The organism is Athalassotoga sp., from assembly GCF_049965695.1.
Lineage (GTDB): Bacteria > Thermotogota > Thermotogae > Mesoaciditogales > Mesoaciditogaceae > Athalassotoga.
Map to the genome: position 1 here is coordinate 1 of NZ_JBMFWB010000008.1, position 13,768 is coordinate 13,768.

A 13,768-nucleotide genomic window follows, 5' to 3' on the forward strand; every position below is an offset into this window, starting at 1 on the left:
CATCTAAGCGCGAAGCAAACCCCAAGATAAGGTCTCCCACTCGAAAGAGGTAAGGGTGGTTCGAGAACAGGACCTTGATAGGCCGGAGGTGGAGGCATGGCGACATGTAGAGCCGACCGGTACTAATAACCCGAGGCCTTAACCTAAAGCTCTATTCAGTTTTGAATGACTGATATGCCGGGTGGTGATACCGGACTGGGAAACACCCGTTCCCATTCCGAATACGGCCGTTAAGCCAGTTCGGGCCGATGGTAGTAAGGGGGCGACCCTTTGCGAGAGTAGGTTGTTGCCCGGCTTAGTTACAAAACTGCGGAACTCATCTTGAGTCCCGCTTTGTTTTTATTTCCTTACTGCTTTTTGATGGTAAAATATACACTATACTTAACTTATTTTAAAAGCCGAATGTTCATTTAATTTAAGCAGAGGGTAGGATGCCTCCGAGATGGCCTCCGCAGCAGCGCGAGGACCAGACATCGAGTGGGGCACCTGCCGGAGCGATGATTTTGTTAAAGTTGATCGCCTAAAAAGTCAAGAGGTTAATGGAACATATTCTTCGCCTGTTTTCAGAATATGAAAAATTTCGAAGGTAAAGGAAGGAAATGCCAATGAAAGTAATCGATGCGATGAAAAAACAGCGTATATTGTCTCTTGAAATTCTACCGCCTGACAGAGGTCAGGATATAGATGAAATTTTTTTCACGATAGACGAACTTATGAAATTTTCTCCTTCATTTATAAACATAACAAGACACGCTCCAGAGATAAGTTACGTTGAGATTGGCGATCGAATAGTAAAGATCCCAAAAGTAAGAAAGCCAGGCACCGTAGGCGTAAGTGCGGCCATTAAGAACAGATATAACGTGGATGTGGTGCCTCACGTGCTTTGCATGGGAATGAGTAAGTTTGAGATAGAAGATATGCTAATAGATTTCAAATATCTCGATATAGAAAATGTCTTTGTCATAAGAGGAGAGATCGAAAACAAAAGAGAATTTACCTTTGAAAAAGACAATTATTACCATGCGAATGAATTGGTTGAACAGATTTCAAACATGAATAAAGGAATATATCTTTATCCTGTTGACAACCCAAAGCCTACCAATTTTTGCATAGGAATTGCAGGTTATCCGGAAAAGCACTATGAGGCTATGAATTTCGATGAAGACATGAAAAATTTAAAGAAAAAAGTTGATGCGGGCGCAAATTACATAATAACTCAGATGTTTTTCGATTTCAACGTTTACAAAAACTTCGTTGAAAGGGCAAGAGAATTCGGAATAAATGTTCCGATAATTCCCGGAATAAAGCCAATAGTTCAAACAAAATCGATGTTAAAAATACCAAGCACCTTTTTTGTCGATATTCCAAATGATCTTGTTGTAGCCATGGAAGAAGCAAGAAGCCCGAAGGAAGAGTTTGAAGTTGGTACGAAATACATGGCAAGACTCGTTGAAAAACTTTTCGATTACGGTGTTTCGGGAATACACGTTTTTACCATGGGAAAAGGAAAATCGACGAAAGCCTTGCTTGAAAGAGTTTCTTACGCTTGAAATTCCGAATCTGATCACCTAAAAAGCGCCGGCTCTTTGCTTCTCTGTTCACTGATCACGCGTTACCTGTCATTGTTTTTTTCCACGTGCCACCGGCTACCCGCCATATGCTTTTTTGCTGATTACTCGTCACTTTTTACCATTTGTGGTGTTGACATTTGTGTTTTTAGGTGTTATAATCATAAAGTAAGTTAATTAACGGAGGTGAGTATGTTGAAAGTTCCTCTTTTTGATTTGACAAGGCAGTACAAAGGTATGCGAGAAGAAATGCTAAAGAAAATAGATGAAACGATATCAAACGGCGTTGTCATTTTAGGTCAAAATGTGGAAGAAATAGAAGAAAAAATAGCAAATTACGTTGGCACAAATTACGCCGTGGCTGTTGGCAACGGAAGTGATGCTTTGCTTTTGGCTCTGCAATCAATGGGAATAGAAAAAGGGGATCATGTTCTCACCACGCCTTACACTTTTTTTGCAACTGCAAGTGCCATAACAAGACTTGGCGCAATTCCGATTTTTGTAGATGTGAACGAAGATTTCAACATAAACGTCGATCTCGTTAAAAAACAAATAGAATCTGACAAATCGATAAAGGTCGTCATACCGGTTCATCTTTTTGGGAAAAGCGTAAACATGGATTATCTTAAATCGGTGTGTGACGAACATGGAATAAAAATACTTGAAGATGCGGCTCAATCGATAGGATCCGAAGCATTGGTTGATGGCAAAAAATTCAAAACAGGTGCTATCGGAGAAGCCGGTATCCTTTCTTTTTTTCCAACGAAAAATCTTGGTGCTTACGGAGATGCGGGAATGGTGCTTACCAATTCAGAAGAAATTGCAAAAAGAGTTAAATCCTTAAGAGTGCATGGTGCACGTCAGAAGTACGTTCACGAAGAGATCGGATACAATTCCCGTATGGATGAAATTCAGGCCGCCGTGTTGAACGTCAAATTTTCTCACCTTGATGAATGGATAGATGCAAGAATCAAGGTTGCAAAAAGATATTCCAATCTTCTTGGCGATTTTGTACAATGTCCCGAAGTGCCCGGAGACAGAACATACGTTTTTCATCAATATGTTATCAAAACTAAAGCGCGTGATGATTTGAGAGAATATCTCACAAATGAAGGTGTGGGCACAGCCATATACTATCCAATTCCTTTGCATCTTCAAAAATGTTTTTCGTTTCTCGGATATAAAAACGGAGATTTTCCGGTTGCGGAAAAACTTTCTCGGGAATCACTTGCCATTCCGATTTTTCCAGAAATTAAACCTGATGAACAAGAATACGTTGCGAATAAAATAAAATCTTACATGGAGGTAAGATCATGACTTTATTTGAAAAGATAACTTCAAGAAAAGCAACTGTCGGGGTAATAGGCCTCGGCTATGTTGGATTACCGCTGGCCGTCGAAAAAGCAAAAGCAGGTTTCAACGTTGTTGGATTTGATGTGCAAAAGATCAAAGTTGACATGGTGAATGCAGGCCACAATTACATAGGTGATATCGTCGATTCAGATCTCGAAAAACTTGTCAAGGAGAAAAAATTAAGAGCGACGATCGATTTTGATGAGATAAAAAATTGTGATGTGGTTACCATTTGTGTACCCACTCCTCTTGATAAGTTCAAGCAACCGGATCTTACATACATAATTGACAGCACAAAAGAAATAAAGCCACGCCTTCACAAAGGGATGCTTGTCACACTTGAATCCACAACTTACCCGGGTACGACAAATGAAGTTGTGCTTCCGATACTTGAAGAAACTGGTCTGAAAGTGGGAAAAGATTTCTTTCTTGCCTTCAGTCCGGAAAGAGTAGATCCGGGAAATCTTATGTATAAAACCAAAAATACGCCGAAAATAGTCGGTGGGGTAACTGGTGAGTGCACGAAACATGCAAAGGCGATGTATGAAGCCATATTAGAAGCACCGGTTAAAGTGGTTTCTTCACCGAGAGAGGCCGAGATGGCCAAAATACTTGAAAATACTTTCAGAATAGTGAATATAGCACTTGCAAATGAGATGGCACTTGTCTCGAATAAAATGGGAATAAATTACTGGGAAGTTGTAGATGCGGCCGCGACAAAGCCTTTCGGATTTATGCCATTTTATCCCGGTCCTGGTGTTGGGGGCCATTGCATACCAATAGATCCGTTTTATCTTACTTACAAAGCAAGGGAATACGATTATCACACAAGGTTGATAGAACTGGCAGGAGAAATAAACGATTCTATGTCTGAATATGTCGTTGAAAGACTTTCCGATCTTTTGAATGAAAGAAAAAAATGTCTTAACGGTTCTAAAATTCTTGTTATGGGAGTTGCTTACAAAGGAGATATAGATGATATAAGAGAATCGCCGGCACTTAAAGTTGTTGAGCATCTCGAGAAAAAAGGATCTATTTTGATTTACCATGATCCTTACATACCACAATTTACCCACCACGACAAAATCTACAAGAGCGTTGCGCTTACTCAGGAACTTTTAAAGTCTTTGGATGGTGTCATAATAACAACGGCACACAAGAAACATGTTGATTACAAATTTTTACTTGACAATGCCCCGCTTGTTTTTGACACGAAGAATGTCACAAAAGAATTATCTTCAGAACATGGATACCCGAACCTTTACGTTATATGAAGGTGATTCGATGAAATTAAAAGGTGGCCTTATTGGCTGTGGAAGAATAGGAACTCAAAAACATCTTGAATCTGCCATTAAAAATGCCGACATCTTTGAATTCGCCGCTGTTTGCGATCCGGTAAAGGAAAGAGCGGAAAATGCCGCTGCGATACTGGAAAAAGCAGGATTGAAAAGGCCTAAAGTTTACACGGATCACAAAAAGATGCTCGAAGAAAAGTTGGATTTTGTTTCAATTGCAACGGAATCGGGTAAGCACAAAGATTTAACGATTGAATCTTTGAAATCCGGAAAGCACGTACTCGTTGAAAAGCCAATGGCTTTATCTGTTAAAGATGCTCGTGAGATGTGTGACGTAGCCAGAACCGAGAATTTGAACTTTGGTGTTTGTTTTCAAAATAGATTTAATCCAGCCATTCAAGAATTAAGAAAAAAAATAGAGTCTGGTGCCTTCGGAAAGATCTTCCACGCTCATATCGCTGTAAGGTGGAATAGAAACAAAGCATATTACGATCAGGCTCCGTGGCGAGGTACATGGTCAATGGATGGTGGAGTGCTTTCAAATCAGTCAACACATGGCATAGATCTGCTTCAGTGGATGCTTGGTGGAAAAATGACTGAAATATATGGTTACATAACCAACCTTAATCATCCTTACATAGAAGCGGAAGATCTGGGAGTTGGAATAGTTAAATTTTCAAATGGTGCCGTCGGTATAGTGGAAGGCACATCAAATGTCTATCCAAAAAATCTTGAAGAGGTTTTTTCGATTTTCGGTGAGCGCGGTACAGTCGTAATAGGCGGTCTTGCCACAAACAGAATTTTAACTTGGAAATTCGAAAATGAAGACAAACATCCATTCATGGATCTGCCGGATCCGGAAACTGTTTATGGATCAGGCCACGTTCCGCTTTACAAAGATTTTATCGATTCTATAAAAAACGGACATCCTCCTTACATTACCGGTGAAGAGGGAATGAAGGCGCTTGAGATAATATTGGGCATCTATCAATCTTCTCTTTATGGGCGACCGGTACAATTTCCAATTGATTTTTCAACATCTTCCATGTCCCCCCTTCGAAAGTGAGAAGCACGGATTTCCGTGCTTCTTCATTTATACCAAACAAAATTCCAATTAAGAATCATCGCTGCGGTGGATATCCTCCGCTTTGGTAAATAAGCATTCGACTTTTAAAGTGAATTAAAAATTGGAGAGGTGAAATGATCGATAAAATAATTGAATTTACAAAAGGAAAGATGAATTCGGATTCGTCTCACGGCTTTGATCATGTCTTGAGAGTGGTTAAATTTTGTGAGATTATAGGAAAAAATGAAAATGCAGAAATGGAGATATTGATCCCTGCCGCATACCTTCATGATATAGCAAGGCCTCTTGAAGAAAAAGATGAATCAATAGATCATGCGAAGGTTGGATCTCAAATGGCCTTTGAATTTTTAAAAACTATCGGGTATCCTCATGCTGAAGAAATATCTTATGCTATATCGGCTCATAGATTTTCGAAGGGTCTTATTCCTCAAACGGTCGAGGCAAAGATTTTACAGGATGCCGACAAACTCGATGCGATGGGTGCGATGGGAATATACAGGACAATAGCGTATTCCGTTTTGAACAACAGAAGTTTCGAGGAAACGATAGCACATTTTGAGAATAAGATCTTAAAACTCAAAGATTTGATGTACACAAAAACGGCCAAGAAAATGGCTGAAAAGCGTTATGCAATTGTATTTGAATTCGTTCAATCGCTTAAAGAGGACATTACTTATCATTGAAATGTAATTTCATGTTAACTTTTTTGATTTATTAAATCTCTTTTAAAAGTGAAATGCAAATTTGAGTTTGGCGGAGGACAGACACCGAAAGGCAAATGCCGGAGCCAACGATATTTCACATTTAAGATGATCACTTATAAAATCAAGAAATTAATGGAATATATTCTTTTCCATATCTATTTTACACATGATTTGGTATAATTTCAAATATGGAGAAGAATTTTGATCTTATGGCTTTGACAGCCTTTGGTATTGAGAGCGTTACAAAGTTAGAATTGCAAAAACTCGGGTACGAAACGAAAGTTGAAGACGGTCGTGTGAATTTTGCCGGCGATTTTGAAGATATCGTACACGCCAATTTGTGGTTAAGGACGGCAAACCGCGTCATGATAAAAGTTGGAGATTTCGATGCTTCGGATTTTGGTACACTCTTCGATAAAACTTTTAAAATCGATTGGAGTGATTTTCTTACAATAGATGCGAAATTTCCAGTCGAAGTTTCGTCCGTTAAATCGACGCTTTCAAGTGAGCCAGCCTGTCAATCGATAATAAAAAAGGCTATCGTTGAAAAACTTAAAACACGCTACCATGTGCAAAAATTTTCTGAAGATGGAGCATTGTACAGGATCAAAGTTTATATACTCAAAGATCATGTTACAATTGGTATCGATACAACCGGTGACAGTTTAAATAAAAGAGGCTACAGAACGGAAATTTCAGAAGCCCCTTTGAAAGAAACGATGGCAGCCGCAATCATCATGTTAAGCAAATGGAATGATAGGTTCCCGCTTTGGGATGGCTTTTGCGGAGCCGGTACGATTCCAATTGAAGCCATGATGATGGCAAAAAACATTGCGCCAGGAATTTTACGTAAATTTGCATATGAAGCATGGGAAAATTTTCCAAAAGACATTGTTGCTACTGAAAAAAGAGAGGCAAAAAAGGCCGTAGTTGATTCTGAAGCGAAGATAACCGGTTCGGATATGGATAAAAAAATTATAGATTCCGCAATAAGAAACGCAGGAAGAATGGGCCTTGAAAAATACATAGATTTTCGTGCCGTAAGCGTTGAAAGATTCACGCCAAAGGATTCAAACGGTTTTTTCATCTCCAATCTACCTTACGGGAAAAGAATGGAAATTGACGCCGAAATTTACAAAACCTTAAGAGATAAATTCATCTTTCTTAAGGATTGGAATTTTTATCTTTTAACGGCCGACATAAATTTTGAAAAATCATTTCTTAAATCCAACGGAAACAGAAAGATGTTCAACGGAAGAATAGAGGTCAGGCTTTACAAGTATGAAAGGAGGAATTTGAATTGATCTTCACATTGACAATGAATCCAAGTCTCGATAGATATCTTTACATCGATGAATTGGTTCCAGATGATTCGATAAGGGTAAAAGACACTCAAGAATACGCGGCTGGTAAAGGTATAGATGTTTCACGCGTCATAAAGGAAATAGGTGGAACATCGATAGCGATATGTCCTTTGGGTGGATCAAACGGAGAAAGAATGGAATTCATGTTAGATAACGAAAGAGTGCTTTACGCGGCTGTAAGGGTGAAGCACGAAACAAGAATGAACATCATCGTTCAGAGTCGTAAAAACCAATATAGACTTAATCTTCCGGGTAAACCTCTGACCGAAACTGAATATGAGATGATAATAGATATGCTCAAGACGGTCTTAAGAGAAAAAGATGTACTTGTTGCATCCGGCAGTTTACCTTTAGGCCTTCAATCAAGTGTTTACGGTGATATCGTCAAAATTGCAAAGTCAAAAAATGTCAAAATCTACGTTGATACGGACGGTGAAAACCTCAAAGAAGCCGTTAAAGCAGGACCTTTCGGAATAAAGCCGAACATCCATGAATTGTCGCGCCTTGTTGGAAAAGAGGTTAAATTCGAAGAAGTTGAAAAATCTGCCGAAGAAGTGGCAAAAAAATATAAAATTTCGAATGTACTTGTGACTTTGGGTGGAAAAGGATCCGTATCATATATCGATGGTCATCTTTACAGGATAAAGCCAATAAACGTTAAAGTTAAAGGCGGTGTTGGTGCGGGCGATTCATTTTTGGCCGGTTTTGTATCTAAAAGGGATGAATCAATTGAAGATGCACTTAAACTCGCAAGTGCGTGCGGTGCAGCGGCCGTTATGAACGAAGGCACAACACTTTCTAAAAGATCGGATGTTGAAAAGATAATAAAAGAAGTGGAGATAGAAAAGATAAGATAAATGGATATTTTAAGAAAGATAACGATCAGACTTTCCAAAGAATGGCTTTTTTTAATTGCCTCTGCTTTTGCAATTCTGACGATCTTAATTGTCGGAAAAAATCCGGTAACTTTTATAGGGTCGGATCAGATAAGAGTACTTTGGATATTGCTTATAATGATGATCATAAATTCAGGGCTGAAAGAAAAAGGAGTCCTTGATTACTGGGGCATTCATTTGATCTCGCGATCTCAGGATATACGCAAACTTTCGGTTTTACTCTTAATTTTGACCGCGATACTCGCTCCGCTTGTCACGAACGATGTAACGTTGCTTGTCATAGTTCCTCTTACGATCAGCGTTGCAAAAAGATCCGATTTTGATCCAATGTGGCTCGTCATACTTGAATCGGTGGTGGCGAATGGAATGAGTTCGTTTACGCCTTTTGGAAATCCGCAAAATATTTACATTTACACACACTATCAATCGCCGGCAATAGAGTTCATGCTGTATGTGGGGTTATTTTCGGTTATTGCACTTGCAATTGCGATCGTTACCATCTTGTTCGTCAAAAACAGGCCCGTGAGCCGTGTTTCAAGAATCGTAACGCTTCAAAAACAATGGTGGATGTATTTACTGCTACTTTTTTTGATGATCGCGTCGATATTGAGACTTGGAGATATTTTCGTGATAGGAAGTTTTATACTTGCTTACGTGGTTCTGTCTGATAGAAAATTACTTTTTGGCGTTGATTATTTCCTGCTTGGCACCTTCATTGCGTTTTTCGTCTTATCCGGAGAGATAACTTCTATGACATGGCTCCAGAATCTTCCCTCTTTTCTGAACAACGGAAGAAATGTGTTTTTAACATCGGCATTGCTTTCTCAGATCATAAGCAACGTACCTTCGGCCATAGTTATTTCGGCCTTCACAAATCTCTGGAAACCTTTGCTTTTAGGGGTAAGTGTCGGCGGATTTGGAACTTTGGTCGGATCTTTGGCGAACATAATAGCCTTCTCCATATACAAAAAAGATTTCAAATCCAATTACCTGAAATACTTTCACCTTTACTCCATACCTTTATTTTTGGGAATGCTTGTTCTTTTCTCCTTTGTTTAAAATAAAAAGCCGGGTCTTTCGACCCGGTTATTTTGTTTCTTTGTTTTACTGGGCGGTGTCAACTGCTTTTACAAACCCCTGTTCACCATAAACATTTTGAATTCCACCGAGCGTGTGAGTGTATGCGAATTGTACTTTATCAGGTCTATATGCCTCCATAAGATTGGATGAGTATATCACAACGTACGGAACATCGTCTTCCAACATCTGCTCAAGTTGGAATGCATATTGGCGTGCCTTGCTCATATCGGTCTGTGCTATAAACTCACGTGCAATTTGCTCGAATTGTGGATTGTCATATCCTGGCGAATTGAATCCGCCGGGTACATTTTGTGATTGTGCAAAGAAGTCGTGGATGTAACTTGGATATATCGTTATACCCCAGCCAAGCATGTAGATATCGAAATTGAAATTTTCATTCCATACGGCATTAACGATGTTGTTGAAACTTGTGAGATCGGCGTAAAGCGGAATGCCTATATCGTTTGCCCATTTCTCTATCCACAAGGCTATCGTTGCCCTTATCGGGTCATACCCTGCGGATGGTGCAAGCATCGTTATTTGCTTTACGAGTTTCCCATCCGGCCCCATAAGCCCTTCTCCACGCTGGACAAGTTGCCCATTTTCTATCTTCGGTGAAATAAGCCATGTAAAGCCTGCTTTTTTAAGCACGTCTATGGCCGATTCGTACCTTTGTGCCGTATCCATGCCTTCTCCGTAATATTTAAGGTTTGGATTGTACCAGAAAGTATTTCCGGGAGGCACCAAAGAGGCAAGAGGCACTATAGAGCCCGGCAGAATTTTGTTTGCAAGCATGTTTCTGTCTATCAAATAGGCTATGGCGACTCTGAATGCTTTGTTGTTCATAGGATACTTTCTCATGTTAAATGCTATGTAATCGAAGCCAAGGTCCTGGTTTTGGACTATCTTGACATTTGGATTCGTTTGAAGTTCCTGCACAAAACCTTTCTCAAGGCCGTTCGGACTGAGCATGTAGCCGATTGTGCCATTCATGAGCGCAGCAACGGCTGCGGTCTGATTCTGGTAGATATCGTAAACTATCGAATCGACGTAAGGGCCTGTGACAAACGTATGATCGACAGTGCCTTCGGGTGTACCGTAATACGTCGCATTTATGCCGAGCGCCGGATCAACGTACTGAATGGCACCGTTGGCATATTCTATCTCTTGCTCGCCCTTAAAAGAATAATTTTGAATGGCCGTATCTTTTATAAATGCACCATGTTGCCATTGAGAAACCGTTATAGGTCCTATCGATGGCTCATCGTAGAGATTCGTATCGTAATTCATCATGTACTGGGCAGGATTGGAAGTTTTGAGAGCCGCTTCGTAAACTGGTTCCCAGAATTTTTCCTGCACTATTGGAGCCATAAGCGTTTCATATATGAATTCTCCGCTTGGCTGTTTGACGTAAAGATCGACGGTGTAGTCATTAACCTTTGTCGCCTCTATGAAGTTGTAAGGTGCCGGCGGATAATCTCCACCCCAGTTGCCGGGCATGTTTAGTTCATATGGCACGTTATAGGAGAAGACCACGTCATTTGCGGTGAAAGGTGTTCCATCCGACCATTTTACGCCTTTGAGCAAATGCACGGTTGTAACGTATGCGGATGTTCCCTCTACGGTAGTTGCTTCAAATGTTGACCACATTCCATCCGCAAGAGATGGCACCAACTGATTTGTGACGTCCGACAAGCCGTAAAGCGATCCATACTTGTCAATTGCCGGATAAAAGTTCCACGAAGTTGCGTTCGGTCCTAACATGGACCAGATGTTTAGAGATGTGATATCGGAGTACATTCCGAAATTCACAACTCCGCCTGCGAGTGCTACACCAATGAACATACTGCCAATCAATAATAATACAAGCACTCTTTTCATTACCAAAGACCTCCCTTCAAAATGTAAAGATGCGGCGAATACCGCCATAATATTCAAAATAACCGTAAAAGCAGAATTAAAGGGATGTTGTTTACTTTAATTGACATAATTGTTTAATATTTATTACTTACAAGTACCTGCAACTTAATCTATATCTTAACTCTTAACAAATTTGATGTCAATTAAGAAATGTTGTAGAATAAGTAAAAAAAAAATTACGATCATGATTTGAATCGTAATTTGCTAAATTTTAATCAATTGTTCTTTTTCTATTTCCGTTTTACCTACTTCAACATGGCTGAGATCTATCTTTTCGTCTTCGGGGATAAAGAGTTTTATCTTCACATTTTCACCGAAGACAGGCGGAGATAAGTAAAAATATCCTGATTTCTTGAATTTGTATCTTAACTTATCGAATTCATCGTATTTACATTGAATCTCGACTATGCGCCCTTCAAGAAATCTTTTTTTTGTTCCATCTTCAAGGGCGATTTTTGTGGCATAACAGTAAGCATCGATTAAGCCTCTTATGCCAAGTTTTATTCCACCGAAATATCTTGTCACGACTACAACAATTCTGTCTAAATTGGAGGACTTTATCGCGTTAAGAATGGGCTTGCCCGCCGTTCCGGATGGCTCACCGTTATCTGAGCACAATTCAAATTCTCCAACCTTGTAAGCCCAGCAGTTGTGATTTGCATCGTTGAATTCTTTTGAAACCGCGGATATAAATGATTTCGCTTCGTCGACGTTTTCAACGTGTTCTGCCGTTGATATGAAGATCGATCTTTGAATCGTTACCTTTTCTCTTGTTCTTTCGATAGATAGGAATGAACCGAAATTTTTTTCGTTTTCATCCTTCATAGATAATGGGTTTTCTGAAATCATCTTTGCAAATATTCGTGTTGGATTTCAAATGAAGTTTGTAAAGATTGGAAACTTTAAGATCGAAGTTTAATTGTTCCTGAGCAAGTGCTATATCGACATTCCTGTTTTGGATTGCGCTTTTAAATTCGGAAAGATTTGAGATCAAAGGTATCGAAGATCTGTCAGAGATAAGTCGTAAAACGCCTCTTGATTGTTTTCTGAAACCTAAAAGTCTTAAATATTGAGGTCCTGACTCGTTTGACCTCGAAATGAATGATTTTTCAATTTCAAAGATGACATATACCATTCTTCTTTTTATCCTTGTGATGGTAAAACGTTTTGTGTTGACGAGTTGGAGAAAGGATTTTGAATCCTTTGCAAAACAGGCTGCCCTGAAAAATCTTTCGGATAATCCTTCGTTGAAGCCATAGATGTTTTCAAGGCCTTCCCTTCTCAAGAGTATGATCTTTTGGCGCACAAGATCGAAAAAATCTTCAAAAAATACCGGCCCTCTGCCGTTTGAAAACTCCCTTTGAAGTATCTCAGCGGAAAAATCAGGTAAACCTTCGATCTGTTTTCCCTGAAATATTGCTTTTCTTATCGCCGTCGCACTCGGAATGGAAGTTATGTTTTCATCGTTGTAATTTGATCCTATTCTTTTTATGGTATGGGGCGTAATTTTAGATCTCAATTTTTTTAAAGCGACCACATATTCTATGCCAAGAATGTTGTTTGAATATCTCATCTCTTCGGCTTTTTCATCTATTAACCTCGAAATTGCAAGTCTTCTTGCGTTTGGAAAAGATAAACCCGCCTTAAGATTTTCTTTGAGTCCGTTTTTGAATTCTTCAGGCTCTTCAAAGACCAAAGATGCTATTTTTTCAATATTTTCGATATCATTGCTTTCAGAACCAAAGACGATATCGTCAACCACATTTGTGGAATTGAGTATTCCAATGGCACCCTTTGCAAAACCGCTTGCGTCCTGAATCGCGTAAATGGCCGGAAGTTCAAAAACAACGTCCACTCCGGCACGCAAAGCCATCTCCGTTCTTGCAAACTTTTCAACGATCGCGGGTTCTCCCCTTTGAACAAAATTGCCGCTCATCACGGCAATCGTGAAGTCAGGCTTTACAAGATCGATGGCATTTCTCAAATGGTACAGATGGCCTGCGTGAAACGGGTTGTATTCGACTACTACGCCGAGCACTTTCATGATTCACCAACTGCGTATATGAGATCAAGCATGGAAATGATTGTCATCAGAACGGTGTAAAGAAAGATAAGAAACCCTATCAGATCCAAAAGAGAATTGTCCGTCTGAACTCTGAGAAAATCAAATCCAAACCAGTTCATGCCGTATAATAGCATCTCAAAGGTTTCAAATATCACGGCAATTGAATTCGCTATAACGGCAATAGAAGAGAAAAGATACCCTTCATACCCATCTGTTAACCTTTTAACGTTTGATAATTGGATGGATATGCCTGCGATTACCATTGAAATCAAAATAACCAAAAAAAATCGAGAAAGGTAGACAGTTGAGCCAAAAAATTGACTCATCGAAAGCGACAACGTGATTATCGTTATGAAAAGCACAAGAATAGCACCCGCAACGAAAATCTCGATTTCACCCGAAAAGAAATTGATGAATGTCCTTAAAGTTTGCAAAG

12 protein-coding genes and 2 rRNA genes are annotated in these 13,768 nt (G+C 39.5%); 10 read left to right on the forward strand and 4 right to left on the reverse strand.

All coding sequences use genetic code 11. The annotated features are described in order from the left end of the window. The 10 genes from ACP5NR_RS03585 to ACP5NR_RS03630 form a co-directional block, all read left to right on the forward strand. Positions 1-146 (forward strand): 23S ribosomal RNA (locus tag ACP5NR_RS03585); the annotation flags it as partial. 31 nt (positions 147-177) lie between these two features. Further along, positions 178-295: ribosomal RNA gene (gene rrf / locus ACP5NR_RS03590) — 5S ribosomal RNA — on the forward strand. A gap of 310 nt (positions 296-605) precedes the next feature. Next, complete coding sequence (locus ACP5NR_RS03595) at positions 606-1,550, forward strand: methylenetetrahydrofolate reductase (protein ID WP_428005991.1); 945 nt, start codon at positions 606-608, stop codon at positions 1,548-1,550. A 255-nt stretch (positions 1,551-1,805) separates the two neighbouring features. Beyond that, positions 1,806-2,885 carry a DegT/DnrJ/EryC1/StrS family aminotransferase gene (locus ACP5NR_RS03600; RefSeq protein WP_428004915.1) on the forward strand — a complete coding sequence of 360 codons (1,080 nt, stop codon included), beginning with the start codon at positions 1,806-1,808 and terminating at the stop codon, positions 2,883-2,885. Continuing rightward, on the forward strand, positions 2,882-4,195 hold the full coding sequence (locus ACP5NR_RS03605) for a nucleotide sugar dehydrogenase (RefSeq protein ID WP_428004877.1): 1,314 nt from the start codon (positions 2,882-2,884) through the stop codon (positions 4,193-4,195). Before ACP5NR_RS03600 ends, ACP5NR_RS03605 begins: the two co-directional genes overlap by 4 nt. 10 nt (positions 4,196-4,205) lie before the next feature. Continuing rightward, entirely contained in the window at positions 4,206-5,282 is a 1,077-nt protein-coding gene (locus tag ACP5NR_RS03610) for a Gfo/Idh/MocA family protein (RefSeq protein ID WP_428004878.1), read from the forward strand. Positions 5,283-5,416: 134 nt separating this feature from the next. Next, positions 5,417-5,986 (forward strand): HD domain-containing protein, encoded by a 570-nt coding sequence (locus ACP5NR_RS03615; protein ID WP_428004879.1) that lies wholly within the window; start codon positions 5,417-5,419, stop codon positions 5,984-5,986. 230 nt (positions 5,987-6,216) lie between these two features. Then, positions 6,217-7,311 (forward strand): THUMP domain-containing class I SAM-dependent RNA methyltransferase, encoded by a 1,095-nt coding sequence (locus tag ACP5NR_RS03620; protein WP_428005992.1) that lies wholly within the window; start codon positions 6,217-6,219, stop codon positions 7,309-7,311. Then, positions 7,308-8,228, forward strand: a complete 921-nt coding sequence (locus ACP5NR_RS03625) for a 1-phosphofructokinase family hexose kinase (RefSeq protein WP_428004881.1) — start codon at positions 7,308-7,310, stop codon at positions 8,226-8,228. Before ACP5NR_RS03620 ends, ACP5NR_RS03625 begins: the two co-directional genes overlap by 4 nt. Further along, positions 8,229-9,326, forward strand: a complete 1,098-nt coding sequence (locus tag ACP5NR_RS03630) for an SLC13 family permease (RefSeq protein ID WP_428004882.1) — start codon at positions 8,229-8,231, stop codon at positions 9,324-9,326. 45 nt (positions 9,327-9,371) lie between these two features. Here the strand turns inward: ACP5NR_RS03630 and ACP5NR_RS03635 are convergent, their stop codons facing one another. The 4 genes from ACP5NR_RS03635 to ACP5NR_RS03650 all read right to left on the reverse strand — a co-directional run bounded on the left by ACP5NR_RS03635 (position 9,372) and on the right by ACP5NR_RS03650 (position 13,766). Next, positions 9,372-11,228 (reverse strand): ABC transporter substrate-binding protein, encoded by a 1,857-nt coding sequence (locus ACP5NR_RS03635; RefSeq protein ID WP_428005993.1) that lies wholly within the window; start codon positions 11,226-11,228, stop codon positions 9,372-9,374. 243 nt (positions 11,229-11,471) lie between these two features. Continuing rightward, entirely contained in the window at positions 11,472-12,092 is a 621-nt protein-coding gene (locus ACP5NR_RS03640) for an IMPACT family protein (RefSeq protein WP_428005994.1), read from the reverse strand. Then, entirely contained in the window at positions 12,082-13,311 is a 1,230-nt protein-coding gene (locus ACP5NR_RS03645; protein ID WP_428004885.1) for a nucleotidyltransferase, read from the reverse strand. The genes ACP5NR_RS03640 and ACP5NR_RS03645 overlap by 11 nt, the downstream gene beginning before the upstream one ends. Beyond that, complete coding sequence (locus tag ACP5NR_RS03650; protein ID WP_428004886.1) at positions 13,308-13,766, reverse strand: hypothetical protein; 459 nt, start codon at positions 13,764-13,766, stop codon at positions 13,308-13,310. Before ACP5NR_RS03650 ends, ACP5NR_RS03645 begins: the two co-directional genes overlap by 4 nt. Positions 13,767-13,768 lie beyond the last annotated feature (2 nt).